Origin of the sequence: Brenneria rubrifaciens, assembly GCF_005484945.1 — a bacterium.
Taxonomy (GTDB): Bacteria; Pseudomonadota; Gammaproteobacteria; order Enterobacterales; family Enterobacteriaceae; genus Brenneria; species Brenneria rubrifaciens.
The window spans coordinates 1,313,541-1,330,103 of sequence record NZ_CP034035.1 but is presented as its reverse complement, the minus strand read 5'-3'; the positions used below and the strand labels follow the sequence as shown (position 1 = coordinate 1,330,103).

Sequence of the window (16,563 nt, the reverse complement as noted above, 5' to 3'; positions counted from 1 at the left end):
CATTATCGTGTTTTAAATAGCTTCGTATAATACTGCTCCACTTTGGCAACAGTTTGTATCACAAGGAATCAGGGATAACTCATCTACAAGCGACCGCCTGATGGGCTTAGCCGTTAATCCTGGTAACCTGAAAATAAAACCTGTATGTACAAACAGCGTTCTACTATTATGTGAAGCTATTTAGTGCACCATTTTTACGCTAAAAGCCTTGTGTGGCTGCTTCTAAGGCAGCTTACGGGGTGCATGAAAATCATTTTGCTAAATGAAGCAGGCAAGTGGATGTGCTTCGTGCGCTTAGTTTCAAAACATGAAGTTGTTGATTTCAAACGTATCAAGTAAAGTTGGATTGTGTAGTTCCCACATCATTGAGGCGACGTATGAATATCGAGCAAATTCGCCCGCGAATTAGCAAAAATTTAAAAAATTTATTTTTAGACCCTAATAATTATCGTTTTGTTGATAATGATCAGCACAAGAATGTTTCAGGAAAAGACATTCTAGACCCAACAATTCAGCGTAGAACTCGATTCTTTATAGAGGGAAATAGACAAGAAAACATACGAGATTTGATAGCCAGTTTCAAAGCCAATGGGTACCTCGACGTTGATATTATTCAAGTTAAGGACTTAGGAGATAACAACTACTTAGTACTCGAAGGTAATCGTCGTGTAACTGCATTGAAAGTACTGCAGGAGGCTCATGAAAAGGGTTTCGACATTGGTAAACTAGACCCATCCATTTTTAGGAGTGTACCTTTTGAAATTCATAATAATCAGGATGTTGAAAAACATCTGATTGTCATGGGCTTAAAACATATAAGTGGCAATAAAAAATGGTCAACATTCAATCAATCCAAGCTTCTTTATGATTTTTTAAAGCCATATGAAAAAGAAGCACGAGATGAATATGTTGAAAAAGAAGATGAACTAATTAATTCATTAGGTATATCGAAGACTCGTCTACGCTCTATGCTTAGGGTTTACAACCTCATTTCTTTATATAAAGAAAGTGAATACGGTGAGCAATTCGAACCAAATATGTTTGGTGTTTTTGAAGAGATAATCAAAAAGCCTGTCATTAAATCTTGGCTAGACTGGAATGATAATGGATATTATGCTCGTAACTCAGTCAATCTTGATAGGCTATTTTCATGGATATCTAAAACCGATGAGTATCTTGAAAGAAATGAATTAGAAGAAGATCTTGAAGAAGATAGTAATGGTGAATACGTTGAATTAGATCCTATAATTACTAAATCTCTTGAGATACGCGATCTTGCTCTTTTTATCAACAATGAAAAAGCTTTGAAGGTTATGGAAGATGAACGTAGCCTTGCAAGAGGGTTAGCAGCAAGTGGTTCAGTAAATCAGCAAAACTATAAAAATGCCCTAAGTAAGCTTGAAGATTCTTTAAAAGATCTAAACCTATATAGTAGTCTTATAAGTCAAGAAGATTTACGTTTTTTGGATAACGCAAAAGAGCAGTTAACGCAAATTATGCCCAAGCAGACGGCCATAAATATTGAAGGTGGAAACTATACAACTAATTTTGAGTATGGTGTAAAAAAACACTTTAAGTCCATTCATATAAAAAAATATAAATTCTTTAAAGATTTCGCACTTGACAACTTCAATAAAATTAACATTATCGCTGGTTTCAATAATGCAGGAAAGACATCTTTGCTTGAAGCCATTTATTTATTGACGCAGCGAAATGACATATCATCATATTTTAATCTTATCAGACAAAAAAATAAAATTAGCACTCTAAGCCCTACGTTATTGAACGCTCTTTTCCAAGATAAAATTATTTTATCGGGAGTATTTGATGATACTAATGTTACGGTTGAAATGGTTAAATATGACGACTCCTCGATAGATAAACAAGATGATTATATTGCGTCTTATAGTTTAAAATCTAGTATTGATGGGGAGTTTAGAAATAATACCGTTCATACTTTCATTCATGAACGTATGCGTAGAAATGCAGATCAAGTATCACATTTGTGTTCTTCATCATTTAAAAGCCCTTATTTTTATGATATCGACGATTTACTTGGCGATTATAATAAAAGCATAGGTGCGAGTTTAACTTCGGTATCTAGCTCTGAATCGGATGATTTGAATATTCAATCAGCTATCGGTCTAGTAATCGATTTTATGAATAAAATCGAGCCTACGATAAAAGATGTCAGATTCACTGAGGATATGGAACTCAAAAGATTCATCGTAGAATCAGCATATGACTTTAACAGAAGTTTCGATCTTACATCTTATGGTGAAGGTATTCAGCGGATATTTTATATAGCTCTATCTTTTGCAGCTTGTCGCAACGGCGTACTTTTTATTGATGAATTTGAAACTGCAATACATTATAGTTTATTACTGGAATTTACTAGATTTATACAACAACTTGCAGAGCGGTTCAATGTACAAGTATTTCTGACCTCCCATTCAGGTGAATGCATTAAAGCTTTTTTAGAAAATGAATATAATAATGATTATATTACTGGTTTTCAATTAAGCAAAATTGATGATAAGGTCGTGGTCAAAAGGGCTGATGGTGAAAGATTTGGCTATTTGATCCAAAATATTGATCTTGATATTAGAGGATGATATTGTGACTGAATATTATAATAAAGTTATAGTTGCCTTTTGTGAGGGGCAGCATGACGTCGCTTTTCTTAGTAGAGTTCTTTTAGTCAATGGATTTCTTCTTCAAGATTTAAAGATTGGTCAACTACCACCTCCGTTTGATAAACGCTTTGCCAAGGAGTTGAGTCAAGTAAGAATTCCTGATAAAAAACTTGGTTTTCAGCCTAACGGACCAAAGCTTCCATCAGTATGTTTTTTTAAAAATGGGAATTTAATTTTCATTCATAACCTAAACGGTGATGGTAGAAACAGTGAAAGAAATCAATTAATCACCATGTATAAAGAGCTTTCTGGTACAGATGATTTTAGTTTAGAGATTTTATATAGATTTTTATATTTTTTTGATGCAGATAACCATGGCATTGATGCAAGGATAACCGAGATTAGAACCGAAATTGGATTAGAAGACGCTGTTGCACTTAACAATGGCAACATTGTTGAGTTCGGTGGATGTGAATGGGGTGGGTATATCTTTCATGATATTCAAACCCAATTAGGAACTCTTGAAGACCAATTATTAGGTTATTTCCATAATAAAAATCAATCATTACGACAAGACATAGTCACCTTTCTGCAAGCTAATCAGCTACGAGAGGAAAGCACGAAGAAATTTTTAAGTTCTAGCACTGGTGAACACTACAATGGAAGAGCTCAATACTATGAAAAAAAATCAATCTTAGGAATATATGCACAGCTCCAGTTTTCAGGTGTTAGTAATGCAGTTTTGATTAATCATACAGATTTCTTGAGGGCCGCAGACATTAATGGTTGCCATCAGTGTAGTATGATCAATAGTCTTTTTATTTAAAAGGTATCCTCCAGCATAGCCGAGGTTTTGAGACTGGAATTTAAATTGTTTAATTGCCTATTTTTGATATGTTCAATCCAACAGCGGAGACAGGCAAAATATGGACGAGAAGAAACCAAAAGTGTAAACACACCCGTTTTAGTTCCACACACTTTTTGAGATTTCTGGGTTTTCAGCCATCAGCCGATATTCTTCCGGCGTCAGGTTATTCAGGGATTCATGAGGACGCTCGCTGTTATATTCATGCAGCCAGCGCTCCGTAATTTCCCTCACTTCATTCAGTGTTCTGAATAGGTAAAAATCCAGTATTTCTGTTCGGTACGTCCGGTTAAAACGTTCGATAAAGGCATTCTGTGTTGGCTTGCCCGGCTTAATAAACTCCAGCGCTACACCGTGCTCTTCCGCCCATTGTGCCATCGTCAGCGACACCAGCTCTGGACCGTTATCCATCCGTATCTTTAGCGGATATCCTCGGTTTGCCACTATCCCGTCCAACACCCGAACAACGCGGTAAGTGCCTGCCGCTCTGTTCCGGGCGTCAGTCTTCCTCGTCGGTTTCCCCGTAAAAATCCCGCAACTGCTTTCGCAGCACCAGTATCGCCGCCGCCTCCGCCAGCGCCTTTTCCTTACGAACCAGCTCGCGTTTTAGTTGCTTAACTTCTTTCTGGCTCTGTTTGAGCGCCGCTTTGTCATTGGGCGAAGACACCTGCAAAAAGCCTTGTTTCCACTGACTAATCTGTTCAGGATAAAGCCCTTTTTTACGGCAGTATTGCGCGAGCTCTGTTTCGCTGAGTGTGGCGGTTTCAATAATCACAGCCAGCCGGGCTTCGGCTGACCATTGGTCTGTGGTTTTGTCTGCACCCGGCACCGGTATTCCCTCTGCTTTCGCCTTGTTACGCCAGTAATAGAGGGTAGCTTCCGATATCCCTTCCATCTGTGCAACAGCAGTGACGGTCATGTTGTAAGGCGGTAGTAATTTAGCCAGTGCGGCCGCTTTACGTTCTGGTGAAATTCGTTTCACGATCTGCTCCCATCTTGTCATTAGTATTTTCGATGGGGGGTCGAGTAGCCCAAGGGAACCTCCCCCTCAGGCTCTCACAGAACCGTACGTGAATCTCTCGATTCATACGGCTCTTCTTATCCAACTGCCTTTGTATAGATAAATACCCAGTGCGCAAACAATTTAGGATGCTGTCCTCTTATCTGTTTGAGCCAGTTCCATGAACGTCGTTTGTGTCCGCGCAACCGTTTGTATTTGTTACGGGCCCATCGCCCCAGATGCAGATCTATTCTGATCAAGGCTCGGGACAATATTTCTGGGTAAAATTTTCCGTAATACGTTATCCACCCTCGCACCCGGGAATTGATCCGTTTCGCCAATTGGCCTAGATCCATCCCGGTTGCCCTGGCGATTTTCATACCTCGTAATACTTCACCCATCCGTTTGAGCGCTTTCCTGCTGATTCCCGGGTTGAATCCGCTAAACAACTTCCCCTGCCGATCCTGTACGGTCCGGGCATGGAAGCTGAATCCCAGAAAATCAAATCGGGTATGCTCGGCATGGCCGGTACGACGTCCATCTTTGCAATACACCAGCCGCGTCTTTTCTGGATGAAGTTGCAACCGACAGGCGGTCAATCTCGCCTGTAAGGCTTCGAGCAACGCTTTTCCTTCAGATTCGGTGCGGCAATGGCAGACAATATCATCGGCATAACGCTCGAACGGCACCTGTGGAAAATGTTTATTCATCCAGCTATCAAACGCATAATGCAAGTAGAGGTTGGCTAATAACGGTGAGATTACCCCACCTTGTGGCGTTCCACGATCGCGTGACTGACATTGCCCGTCAGCCACTCTCACCGGGCACGCCAGCCACCGTCTGATATACAGTCGTATCCAGCTTTCGGGGATATGCTTTTCAACGGCGCGCATCATCAAATCATGGTCGAGCGTATCAAAGAACGCTTTCATATCCATATCCAGCACCCAGTCGTATCGCCAACAATGCCGTCGTGCCTGCTCCACTGCGTGGTGAGCACTTCGTTGTGGACGATATCCAAATGAGCTGGGATGGAAAAGCTGTTCCAACCTCGCTTCCACTAACAACTTGACCGTCATTTGCGCCACCCGATCGCCTACGGTAGGGATCCCCAGAGGCCTGAACTCGCCGGCTCCTTTGGGGATCAATACCTGACGAACCGGGGATGGCATATAACTCCCCGAACTCATCCGGTTCCATAACTTATACAAATTGGGCCCCAGCCGTTCCCCGAAGGCGGTGATGCTTTCCTTGTCAACGCCCGGCGCGCCTTTGTTGGCCGCCACACATTTCCACGCTTCCCACAGGGTTCGTTTGGGTATATCAAAGGGTTTTGCCGTCCGGCAAGGATCATCCTGATGCACAGTTGTCCTCACTTTTCCGCTGGATAAGGTCATGCCTTCGCTCCGGCACCATTACAGTACTTTCCTCACTACTACGCATGACTCCGTCTCTGTATTCCGCATCGGTACTCAGATCCTCCGCAGGTTCGCTGCTTGAATCGCTCCCTTGGCATCGGAATGACAGATTCTCCTGTTCCGTATCTGTGCCTGAATGATCGTCACGCCACCTCCGTGCCGGATACCGCCAGACCCGCACTTCAGGTATCGGTCTGACTTATCCCAGAGCGTTGACAAGACCCTGGTTCTGATATCGGTTGCAATTATCGACATGTCTTCAGTGGTTCACTTGCGTTCGTCTCAATCATTCTTACCTAACGGAGTCTTGCTCCGCCTTTTTCCCATGGCGCTCACCACACACGCTCTTTACGTATGCAGCCCAGGGTGGTTTGGGATCACCGCCTGATCGGCGAACCCGAGGGGCCTACCCTCATCACAAATACAGCATGGTAAAACTTCATCCGGAAGATCTACCTTCAGGACACACTGACAACTATCCTGACAGAGGGGGAAGCCGTATCGCGGATAGCGTTCCGCCATTTCAGTCAGTGCCTGAATGACCGGCTCATCACGCCGGGTGTCAGGCTGATAAAAATACACCGTCCTGCTCAACGATAATGTCCTGCATGCCTGGCGGATGCTCATCGTAAACTGCGCGGTCAGATAACTGACGAGCTCACGCTTTATCGCTGGTTTTAAAGCTTTTTTTCAATAACATCTTTGAGTGCGCGGCACTCCAGACTCAGATCGGCAAACATCTGTTTTAGCCGACGGTTTTCATCCTCCAGATCTTTCATCTTTTTGATTTCAGAGGCTTCCATTCCGCCAAACCTCGCTTTCCAGTTGTAGTACGATGCCTCGGATATTCCCGCTTCGCGGCAAACGTCTTTGACGGTACGTCCGGCTTCAACAGACTTCAAAACGGCGATGATCTGGTGCTCAGTAAATCGGGCTTTACGCATAGCGATCTCCTCAACGGGACATAATCAGTATGTCGGAAGATCTCTAAAAGTGAATGGTTCGGTTTACCGGGATACTTACAACTATATATCAATACTTAATTTCTAGCTGAGAGGATTTTTAGAGTTATTCTGACTACTCAGAAATCATTCATCAAATTGACATCAAGCTAATCGTAGTGACTTCATATTCAGCAGGTAACCACACTCCCCATCCTTGTGGAACCATAATTTGCATCAGTGCCATATTGAATATGGAGAAATTCTTGTAGAAATCGTCGTCAGGGACAACTTCGAGATATTCGAGGCATAAGTCAATTAAGTCTCGCCACTTGAAGTATTCCTCAAAAAAACGAATCTGCGACAACTCCATCCAATATATTTCTACAAAATCGAATCTACCTATTATTTCGGGTTCGAAGAAACCAATATTATGTTCAGGATAATTCCCGAGGCATTCTTTACAGCCATACTCAAAGCATAATTTATTACCCTTTTTTACAAGGGTAACCATTGACCAAGGAAGAGCCTCCTTTGATAAAATATCATTACATCCACACTCCATTACGCAAGGTAGCGGCTTGTAAACCATACCTGTATTGACATGGTGGTATAGATCATGCACTTGTTTGAAGTACTTTTCCAGAACAAATCCCATCATAGTGGGAATTATGTCTAGGATGTTTATCCTGTAGTACTCAACCACTTTAAAATCAAGCTCGCGAAGCTTGTTAAACTTTTTCTTCAGGCCTGAAGTTACTGATGATGAGTAGAACGCGATGAACCCAGAGCATAAATTAAGCTCCATGCGATCTCGTATATCTTTCTCCTGCGAAACACCAATAGCCTTCTGATGATGTTTGCAGCTTACAATAAACCTCTGTCCACCTTTCTCTACAATAAGATCCACTCCATCATCGCGTCCCACAGATGGCCCTAAAGCTATTGTGTAGCCAAGATGAAAAAGGACATCTTGAGCAAAATTCTCCCAATCTTCATCGTTGAGATCCTTGAATACATCCCTCATCCTTCTCCTCCAAAAAACTCGCTATATGTACACAAAAAACCGATTAGCCCTTGTAAAAATAAAATGAAAAGGTTATTGCTTCGCATTTATTTTTCGCGTGGCGGAAAGCAATAACCCATTTCAAATAGTACCCACTCTAATAAAAGTGTTATTACTGAATATTTTGCTTTCGCCAGTTGTCAACAGCAATCATTAGCCGATTTTCTTCGACTGGGATCTGCCATTCATCCCAAAAATTCACTGTTCCGCTATTCGGCTTATTCTGTGGTTCGTCGATTCTGATACGGCTTGGCAATAAGCTGGCATCGCCAACAACCAAAGCCTCGCCAGTATCGAGCGTAGGAAGGATGTCGCTGAAGCCTCCGAGGCTGTCGGGAAGTAGGCGCTTGATAACGCCTTGATCTTCAGCATTGGTCAGACGCATAGATACAAAGTTACTGCACTGGCTAAGCAGTGTTTTGTTCACTTCGGATGGGCGCTGACTGATTACAACCAAACTGACGCCATATTTTCGCCCCTCTTTGGCAATTCGCTCGAATATATCCAATGAAATATCGTCGGCAGAATCTGCCATATTGCGCTGCGGCATATAGAGGTGCGCTTCATCACAAAGAAGAGCAATGGGGTGGCGAAGCTCTGATGGTGTCCACTGTTGTACTGAGAACGTAACTCGTGCAACGAGGGATACTATTAGGGGCAAAACGTCCGAGGGAACCTCGGAGAAGTTGATAATCTTGATGCCTGCTTTTCCGTTCTCCGCTGTGCTACCAAGAGCGGCACTGGCAAATTTATCAAGCCAAGTGAAATCAAGAATATCTCCACCGCCATTGAACATAAATCCGAGGCGTCGATCGGAAATTTTGTTCTCAAGCCGAGAAATCATGCGTGCGAGCTTTCCGAAGAAGTCGCCTTGCTTGTCGCCACGCGCACCAGGAACCATTTCGATGTTTATTTCATTTAGTCGCGACATCAGGAAGTTAAGATCAAATGGCACAGGGCTATCTACAGTAAAATGCTTTAGCAAGTCCTGTTGCCCATTGTCTTCAAGGTACTTTCTTTTGGCCTGATTGATCTCGCGAGCCATAATCATGGCTTGGTTCGGGGCATTTTGGTCGCTGCGATCCACAAACATGGAAACTAGGGCCTCATAAGAAAGCAGCCAATAAGGAAGATAAAGCACACCGTCAGAAATAGTGCTTTGGGCTTCAACATCTGCAGGCCCTGCAACTTTGAAATGTTGAATTCCAGGTCCTGTCAGTGGCGCGTATTCTCCGTGAAGGTCGAAGACAATAGCATTAGCAGTAATGAGCCCTGACATCTGCTCAATAATTTTGGCGGTTGTCCAAGACTTTCCAGACCCTGTACTTCCTCCAATAAAAGCATGACGTTGGAAGAATTTATTTCCATTAAGGTAGGCTACTGCATTCTCATCCAGAGTGTATTTGCCAAGCGTCAATGCGTTGCCATCAGCTGAAACACTGGAGAGAGTACGCATAAATCCCGTGAGGTTCTCGCCTTCGAGAGCGAAGCAGTTCGCATCTATTTCAGGAACACTTTCGAGTGTTCGACGGAAAACATTTTCTTTGGAGCCATCACGATCTAGCATGGTTCCAATTAAAGCAATGCGACACAGATTCAACTCTGATTTTTGGTCTACGATCCCATCATCAGAAAGATTCTCGATACCTCGCTTTCTGGTCACTTGTGTAATAAGACCAATAAGGTGCTGCCCTGGCCTGCTACTCTGAAGTACAGCTAGATGATTAACCTGCAGTCTCTTTAGATGAGAAACATTCTCGACATCAACAACGACATTCGCGGTGTCAACTGAGGCAACCTTTCCAAGTGCATCTTCATCCCTAAAGTTGAATATTGGCATAAGTCCTCTCTACATGATGAGTGATAAGTAGCCCTCAAGGCTCCAGATGTTTTTCTCTACAGAGATCGCAGAACTGAACAGAGAAGAGTAGACAATGGACTGGTCATCTGTTGCTCCTCGCTCTATGGCTAAATAATTCTGTGCTTTTCCCCCAAGGATAAGTCTTTTGGCTGACTCGGAAAGCGCGTATGTAATGATGGTGACTGGTGCTCCATGTCGCTGACATTTGGCCATAAGTTTTGGTTGAATATGTTCGTCGTTAAATCCATATCCAATGCACAAATATGATCCTGCCTCGTTGATGGCTACGTCTGCGTTATTAATAATTGAGCGGAATGGCTCAAGGTGCGTCTTTTGGTACTTTTGCGTGCCAGGCGTGACAATCTGCGGACTATAGTTTTCAGGTATTTCTTGTGAACCTGAAATTGCGACAGTGTCGTCTAGTGGGGACTGGAACCAGTCTAGAGATCCATGTACTTTCCAGATATTCACTCTGCGCGAACAGGTCAATTCATCGGGTGCGGCCAGTTGACGGAAAAATCCGTGTGTAAAACCAGTGTAGTGATGAATCCTGCTTTGCTCGCATGCGTACTCGGCCAAGCGATCATAATTTGTAGTGATGATATTTATTTTTTTCAGGCTTGTTTTGAACATATGTTCAAGCAGGCGGCTCAACGGAAACATCGAGCTATTTTGCAAGCCACTCTTGAAGATGCCGCAATCTTCATGATTTATAAGTGACCAAGTGGAATTTATGATTCTGCACGTCAGCACTTCAGATACTGCTACTCGGTGGAGAGCTGCCTCTAAATCCACACCGTCTGTCAGCATCTGACAGAACAGACCCCAAGACTCCATTTCAGCATCAGACAGACCTGAAACATCAGTATTCTTTATCAAATGCTGCGCAAGCCCCCACATGCCAGACATTCCATGTGCAGCTGAGGCTCCACTCCCCAGAATAATGATGGGAGCCTTGCTGTAATAGTCCTGAGCTTGCTTTTCGTAGTTGACATCAGACAAGGCGCTATCCCTTTTATATTTGAGATTCCTGAACAGGAAAAAATTTCTTAGGTTGCAGATGCATATAAATAGATAATAGGCCAAGAAGAGCCTTGCATCTCCGCTTTTCGGATCGAACTACTCCAAGTCCACTATTCTCTAATCCCTGACACCTACGGCCCGACTTCCAGCTTAGGGCCTGCTCGCTTCGCATACGTGCGGTCTGCACATCACGACGCTGTTGCCATGTCCAGCCGTCTCTCCTGAATCTATGAATTGCTCGCGACTGTAGCTCATGCCATATGCAAGATTCTGGTTCCACTCTCTCGGTTGGTATCCTGCCCCACGGACCGAAGTGTGCGCAAGACTCCGCGCATGTCGATTCCCGAACTCGCCGACAGCATCTCGCGTGTTGGCCTGTTGCAAAACCTTCTCGCGACCGCCGACGGCGAGCATTACAGAGTGTTGGCCGGAGGCCAACGCCTTGCAGGAGGAAGGCGAACAGCTGCAGGCGTTGGAAGATGGCTTGCAGAACTACGGGGAAGCCGTCAAGGCTGCCGTCGGTGCCATCGTCACCATCGACCACAACGGCGAGGCTATGATTCGTCGCGTGTTGCCACCGTGGCGGTTGAGCAGCCTCAGGCCGAGGCACTAGCCGCGTGATCTTCACATCTGTGAAGCAAGCGCTTTGGTTTCAGCAAAGGCACTTTGCTGTCTGGTCAGCCCTACCTTAAGCCATGATTCTGGCTAAGAGATAAATGCTCCAATGCTGTCTTTGTAACGAACCACAGCGGCAAGAACACCCGCAAGAAAAACAAACCCAGAAACAAAAGGGTTGTTCTTCGCCATCTCAATTAGTGCTACAGGGTGAACGCCATACTTGTCAATAAAGGATGCGTTTGTTTTCAGGCTTTTGTCGTGAGTTCTGTCAAATATATTTGACAAGACATCGACCTTTCTTAACGTTGATTGCTGAAGCCTTATGAACTCGCCGTTAACGAACGCAGCTGCTTCTTCAGCCCCCTGAAGAGCATCGGTATCCGCGATCCTGTTCAATTCAATTATGCTCATCAATCGCCCCCTTCGACCCTTGGGGGATGTATGGGGAGCATATCTTTTGCCGAACAGAGTTATTAATTCCCTAGCCAAGTCAAATTTCTTGTTATCTTGAAGTATGACGGGGTTTCCGCCTAAGACGCGAAAACGATGTTCCAGTGCGGAGAAGCCATAATTGTCATCCCGCATATTCCAGTGAACATATGTGCTATCGGAATGATTTGAAAGAAATGAAAAATATCCATTAAGCATGTCTAACTCAAGTGGATTGAGGATTTCGCTGATATATGCGGTTGCCTCCGTTCGCGGAACGTCAGCATCCTGCTCTTGATTGATAAGCGGAGCATTTGCCTTAATCAATTCGTTCAATTTTTCTAGCTGCTTACCAAGTTCGGCAGACTTGTGAATCGACCAGGTTTTTGTCTGACCAGATTTCAAGTTTCTCACGGCTATAGAGGTAACCCGAGTCGAATTAGCTAGCGGAGACTGTCCATCTGGTGCGTAGAACGATTCACAAGAATAATGAATGACGTACGCATTAATTGCTTCATCGTAGATTTCATTCAGTCGCTTGCGGCACTTGGATCGTTCGCGTACACGTGATATTTCCGAGGAAGACATGCTATTTCCTGCGATATTATTTTTGCATAAATTAAGCTAGAAATAGCCTAAGATCAAGATTACAAGGCCTTAAGTTCGACATCGATACCTTGCCGATAGCCAAGCCATTAACTGTCATAAATTAACCCCCTGTGCAAAACGTCATCGGGATGAAGTTGTTGCTTAATCTCCGTCATTAGAGTCGTCGTGTTGCACCCCGTTCGATCTTGCCCATGTGCGCATCATATACACAGTTGCCTCGAAGGTGGTGGAGTCGGCGGCGCTAGACGGTTCGCTTCTGCACAGACAGAAGTGTCGATTCGCAGCACAATCAAAACCACGTTGTATTTAAATCATTCATCCAATCTCACCGATTTTTGTGCCTTTACTGAAATCAGAATAGACGATTTTCTTCAAAAGCGCAGAGCCTGAGACGTGTCTTTCCTGACTTCCGGGCATGTGTCTGAGTGCTCCTACGCCTCTGCGGATGCGTGCCCTCTCGGCATCTGCACTTTCGTGGGAAGGCGTGAAAGCACATCTGATGCTTCGCTCATCCGTGGGAATACAGCCATGTTACCGTCATGCTCACGCACCTGCTGTCCAAAGGCTAGGCAAGAAATCTATCCTCTGCTCGTAGTGCGCCTGTTCACTCCAGATGCGCATGCCATCAGGCTACTGGCATCGCTCGATCCAGCCGATGGCGATACCGCCCACGGTTTGATCAACATAGGGATTGGCATGCCGATGCTGGGTACCGTGAAACTGTCGGAAAACCTGTGACTGACCGAAGACAAAGGCTCGATCAAGAATTAAATATCCAGGTCGAGGGCCCTTACAACCTATCTCAATAAACCCAAAATAGCATTCTGCTATTTCTTCACACAATCTGTCGCTATAAGCTGCAGGAGATTGAGATTGGCCTTTTAGCCAAAACGACTATCTACTAGATGAATTGCCGTAGTAAGTTTCCGCCTCTCTTTAATCTGACGCCACGATGCGGTGTGTGGGATCTAATCGAGATGAAATAATGACTCAAAGTGCTCAAGTAAGCCCCTCGTGTCAACATCTGAAAGCCAGAAATCGGTCTATGAATATCTAGATAATGTGACCCACTGTTGACTGTGTTTACCAAATAAATTTTGGGAAGAGACAAAGTCTATCAATTAATAATAGTGATAACCAAATGTACGAGACCCCTCACCAGTTTCGATTGGTGGTCATACTGGTGGTCTTGACAGAAAAGCAATTCAGGTTTAGCTTATTTATTAGCCAGTTACTGGCAAAGGCGATCCCAGTCAGAGGAGCCAGATTTTAGTATCATGACATCCCAGTGAGTCCTGATGCGTTTGAAAAACAATAAGTTATCTTTACCCGGTTATCCTGAGAAGGACTACCGGGTTTCTTGATATCCATAGTTTTTGGGGGCCTAATCGGGGGCCTCACGGTTCGTTGAGAAAATGGAGCCCCCCGCTATGGCATTAACCGATACCGCTATCCGCAAGATCAAACCCTCCGATAAATCCTTCAAACTGGCAGACAGTTCAGGACTGTACCTGCTGATCAAACCCAACGGCTCAAAACTTTGGTACATGAAGTACCGCATCTATGGCAAAGAGAAAAAGCTGGCCTTTGGTCCCTACCCGGGTGTTTCCCTGTTTAAGGCACGTCAGCTACGCGACGCCGCTCGTGCTAAAGTGCGTGAAGGGGCCGATCCTGCCGCTGATAAGAAGCTCGCGCAGCAGAAAAAGAAAAACGGGCAGACATTTCGCCAGATCGCCATGAACTGGCACGCCGATCACCGGCGCTGGTCTGCGCATTACGCAAAAACCATCCAGCGCAGACTGGAAATGTATGTTTTCCCGGATGTCGGGGACAACCTTATCGATCAGATCACGACAGCGGATCTGTTACTCACATTGCGTAAGGTGGAGAGTAAAGGCTTTCTGGAAATCACCGCACGGCTGAAAAACTACGTAACGGAGATCATGCGCTATGCGGTGAAAAAGCAGTTAATTAAATCGAACCCGGCGCTGGTGTCAGCGCCAGTGATATAAGACGGTAATTCACCATTTGGATTGTCCGCTCCACCCAACATGTTGTTTCCTTGAGGTTCTCACACCAGAAAGGACACCAGCATGCTGAGCAGAGAGGACTTTTACATGATAAAGCAAATGCGCCAGCAGGGCGCGTATATTGTCGATATTGCCACTCAGGTTGGTTGCTCTGAGCGGACTGTCAGACGGTACCTGAAATACCCGGAACCTCCGGCCAGAAAAACACGCCACAAAATGGCCAAACTCAGACCGTTCATGGACTATATCGACATGCGTCTGGCAGAGAACGTCTGGAACGGCGAGGTCATCCTCGCGGAAATCAAAGCGATGGGGTATACCGGTGGACGCTCCATGTTGCGTTACTACATCCAGCCCAAACGTAAGATGCGGCCATCGAAGAAAACGGTTCGCTTCGAAACTCAGCCCGGTTACCAGCTCCAGCATGACTGGGGGGAAGTTGAGGCTGAGGTTGCCGGGCAACGATGCAGGATTAACTTCGCTGTTAACACGCTGGGGTTCTCACGTCGCTTCCATGTCTTCGCGGCACCAAAGCAGGATGCTGAACATACCTATGAGTCACTGGTCCGCGCCTTCCGCTACTTCGGCGGCAGCGTGAAAACCGTGCTGGTCGATAACCAGAAAGCCGCAGTGCTGAAAAATAACAACGGGAAGGTGGTGTTCAACTCCGGGTTCCTGCTGCTGGCTGATCACTATGGCTTCCTACCACGGGCCTGCCGTCCACGAAGGGCCAGAACCAAAGGTAAGGTGGAACGGATGGTGAAATACCTCAAGGAGAACTTCTTCGTCCGGTATCGCCGGTTCGACAGCTTCGCCCATGTTAATCAGCTACTGGAGCAGTGGATGGCTGACGTTGCCGACAGGTGGGAACTTCGCCAGTTCAGGCAGACACCGGAACAGCGCTTCACGCAGGAACAGGAGCATCTGCAGCCGCTGCCGGGTACGGACTTCGATACCAGCTACTTCGACATCCGTCATGTCTCCTGGGATGGCTATATCGAGGTTGGCGGGAACCGTTACAGCGTGCCGGAAAGCTTGTGTGGCCAGCCGGTCTCAATACGGATCTCGCTGGATGATGAACTGCGGATCTACAGTAATGAGCAGCAGGTAGCATCGCACCGTCTCTGTTCGGTTGCATCCGGCTGGCAGACCGTGCCGGAGCATCACGCCCCGCTCTGGCAGCAGGTCAGTCAGGTCAGTCAGGTCAGTCAGGTGGAACATAGGCCGTTGAGTGCGTATGAGGAGCTGTTGTGATGAATGAACTGGAGACACTGCTGGGTCGTCTTAAAATGGAACATCTGGGCTACCACGTCGAAAGTCTGCTGGAGCAGGCGGCCAAAAAAGAGCTGAACTACCGCGAGTTCCTGTGCATGGCGCTGCAGCAGGAATGGAACGGGAGGCATCAGCGCGGTATGGAGTCCCGGCTGAAACAGGCCCGCTTCCCGTGGGTCAAAACGCTGGAGCAGTTCGACTTCGGCTTCCAGCCTGGAATCGATCGTAAGGTCGTCCGGGAGCTGGCCGGGTTGGCGTTCGTGGAGCGCAGCGAGAACGTGATCCTGCTGGGGCCGCCAGGTGTGGGTAAAACGCACCTGGCAGTCGCACTGGGGGTAAAAGCGGCTGACGCTGGTCACCGGGTACTGTTCATGCCACTGGATAAGCTGATCGCCACACTCATGAAGGCAAAGCAGGAAAACCGGCTGGAAAAACAGCTACAGCAGCTGGGTTACGCCCGGGTACTGATACTGGATGAGATAGGCTATCTGCCGATGACCCGTGAGGAAGCCAGTCTGTTCTTCCGGTTGCTGAACCGTAGATATGAGAAAGCGAGCATCGTGCTGACGTCAAATAAAGGGTTCGCCGACTGGGGAGAGATGTTCGGCGATAACGTGCTGGCAACGGCAATCCTGGATCGGTTGCTACACCACTCAACCACACTGAACATCAAAGGAGAAAGCTACCGGTTAAAGGAAAAACGCAAAGCGGGAGTGCTGGCAAAAAACGCCACGCCAATCAGTGATGATGAAATGGCGGAAAGCGGACAACATTAATGACCAATAGCGGACATTA

At 45.8% G+C, this 16,563-nt stretch carries 12 protein-coding genes and 3 pseudogenes; 7 read left to right on the top strand and 8 right to left on the bottom strand.

Features of this window, described 5'->3' with window-relative positions; genetic code table 11:
* Window positions 1-377 precede the first annotated feature (377 nt).
* Together EH207_RS06180 and EH207_RS06175 are read left to right on the top strand one after the other, a co-directional pair.
* Complete coding sequence (locus tag EH207_RS06180; protein ID WP_137713197.1) at window positions 378-2,615, top strand: ATP-binding protein; 2,238 nt, start codon at window positions 378-380, stop codon at window positions 2,613-2,615.
* 4 nt (window positions 2,616-2,619) lie between these two features.
* Window positions 2,620-3,462: a hypothetical protein gene (locus EH207_RS06175; RefSeq protein ID WP_137713196.1), complete on the top strand. Its 843-nt coding sequence runs from the start codon at window positions 2,620-2,622 to the stop codon at window positions 3,460-3,462.
* 138 nt (window positions 3,463-3,600) lie between these two features.
* Here EH207_RS06175 and EH207_RS06170 read toward each other — a convergent pair.
* From EH207_RS06170 to EH207_RS06140, 7 genes and pseudogenes are all read right to left on the bottom strand, one after another.
* Window positions 3,601-3,972: pseudogene (locus EH207_RS06170) on the bottom strand (integrase core domain-containing protein); the annotation flags it as partial.
* 28 nt (window positions 3,973-4,000) lie between these two features.
* Window positions 4,001-4,483, bottom strand: coding sequence for a transposase (locus EH207_RS06165; RefSeq protein WP_175413651.1), 483 nt, complete (start codon window positions 4,481-4,483; stop codon window positions 4,001-4,003).
* Between the two features lie 116 nt (window positions 4,484-4,599).
* On the bottom strand, window positions 4,600-5,898 hold the full coding sequence (gene ltrA, locus EH207_RS06160) for a group II intron reverse transcriptase/maturase (protein WP_137713194.1): 1,299 nt from the start codon (window positions 5,896-5,898) through the stop codon (window positions 4,600-4,602).
* 513 nt (window positions 5,899-6,411) lie between these two features.
* Window positions 6,412-6,863, bottom strand: a pseudogene (locus tag EH207_RS06155) (transposase); the annotation flags it as partial.
* 151 nt (window positions 6,864-7,014) lie between these two features.
* A complete protein-coding gene (locus EH207_RS06150) occupies window positions 7,015-7,887 on the bottom strand; it encodes a restriction endonuclease (RefSeq protein WP_137713193.1) in 873 nt (290 codons plus the stop codon).
* 151 nt (window positions 7,888-8,038) lie between these two features.
* Window positions 8,039-9,766, bottom strand: coding sequence for an ATP-binding protein (locus EH207_RS06145; RefSeq protein ID WP_137713192.1), 1,728 nt, complete (start codon window positions 9,764-9,766; stop codon window positions 8,039-8,041).
* Between the two features lie 9 nt (window positions 9,767-9,775).
* Window positions 9,776-10,789, bottom strand: coding sequence for an SIR2 family protein (locus tag EH207_RS06140; protein ID WP_137713191.1), 1,014 nt, complete (start codon window positions 10,787-10,789; stop codon window positions 9,776-9,778).
* Between the two features lie 463 nt (window positions 10,790-11,252).
* Between EH207_RS06140 and EH207_RS18110 the strand changes: the two genes are divergently transcribed.
* Complete coding sequence (locus EH207_RS18110; RefSeq protein ID WP_175413650.1) at window positions 11,253-11,423, top strand: hypothetical protein; 171 nt, start codon at window positions 11,253-11,255, stop codon at window positions 11,421-11,423.
* 92 nt (window positions 11,424-11,515) lie between these two features.
* On the opposite strand, the gene EH207_RS06130 is transcribed toward EH207_RS18110, so the two are convergent.
* A complete protein-coding gene (locus EH207_RS06130) occupies window positions 11,516-12,445 on the bottom strand; it encodes a hypothetical protein (protein ID WP_137713190.1) in 930 nt (309 codons plus the stop codon).
* A 549-nt stretch (window positions 12,446-12,994) separates the two neighbouring features.
* On the opposite strand from EH207_RS06130, the gene EH207_RS06125 reads away from it, so the two are divergent.
* The 4 genes and pseudogenes from EH207_RS06125 (at window position 12,995) to istB (ending at window position 16,544) form a co-directional block, all read left to right on the top strand.
* Window positions 12,995-13,204, top strand: a complete 210-nt coding sequence (locus EH207_RS06125; protein WP_137713189.1) for a DUF2958 domain-containing protein — start codon at window positions 12,995-12,997, stop codon at window positions 13,202-13,204.
* 692 nt (window positions 13,205-13,896) lie between these two features.
* Window positions 13,897-14,457, top strand: a pseudogene (locus EH207_RS06120) (tyrosine-type recombinase/integrase); the annotation flags it as partial.
* A 102-nt stretch (window positions 14,458-14,559) separates the two neighbouring features.
* A complete protein-coding gene (gene istA, locus EH207_RS06115; protein ID WP_137713188.1) occupies window positions 14,560-15,750 on the top strand; it encodes an IS21 family transposase in 1,191 nt (396 codons plus the stop codon).
* Window positions 15,750-16,544 carry an IS21-like element helper ATPase IstB gene (gene istB, locus EH207_RS06110; protein ID WP_137713187.1) on the top strand — a complete coding sequence of 265 codons (795 nt, stop codon included), beginning with the start codon at window positions 15,750-15,752 and terminating at the stop codon, window positions 16,542-16,544. Before istA ends, istB begins: the two co-directional genes overlap by 1 nt.
* Window positions 16,545-16,563: the final 19 nt, after the last annotated feature.

What these genes read in the sequence shown, in the direction of transcription:
- EH207_RS06180 (WP_137713197.1), top strand. Translation starts at nt 378, where the DNA reads ATGAATATCGAGCAAATTCGCCCGCGAATTAGCAAAAATTTAAAAAAT.
- ltrA (WP_137713194.1), bottom strand. Translation starts at nt 5,898, where the DNA reads ATGACCTTATCCAGCGGAAAAGTGAGGACAACTGTGCATCAGGATGAT.
- EH207_RS06150 (WP_137713193.1), bottom strand. Translation starts at nt 7,887, where the DNA reads ATGAGGGATGTATTCAAGGATCTCAACGATGAAGATTGGGAGAATTTT.
- EH207_RS06145 (WP_137713192.1), bottom strand. Translation starts at nt 9,766, where the DNA reads ATGCCAATATTCAACTTTAGGGATGAAGATGCACTTGGAAAGGTTGCC.
- EH207_RS06130 (WP_137713190.1), bottom strand. Translation starts at nt 12,445, where the DNA reads ATGTCTTCCTCGGAAATATCACGTGTACGCGAACGATCCAAGTGCCGC.
- EH207_RS06125 (WP_137713189.1), top strand. Translation starts at nt 12,995, where the DNA reads ATGTTACCGTCATGCTCACGCACCTGCTGTCCAAAGGCTAGGCAAGAA.
- istA (WP_137713188.1), top strand. Translation starts at nt 14,560, where the DNA reads ATGCTGAGCAGAGAGGACTTTTACATGATAAAGCAAATGCGCCAGCAG.
- istB (WP_137713187.1), top strand. Translation starts at nt 15,750, where the DNA reads ATGAATGAACTGGAGACACTGCTGGGTCGTCTTAAAATGGAACATCTG.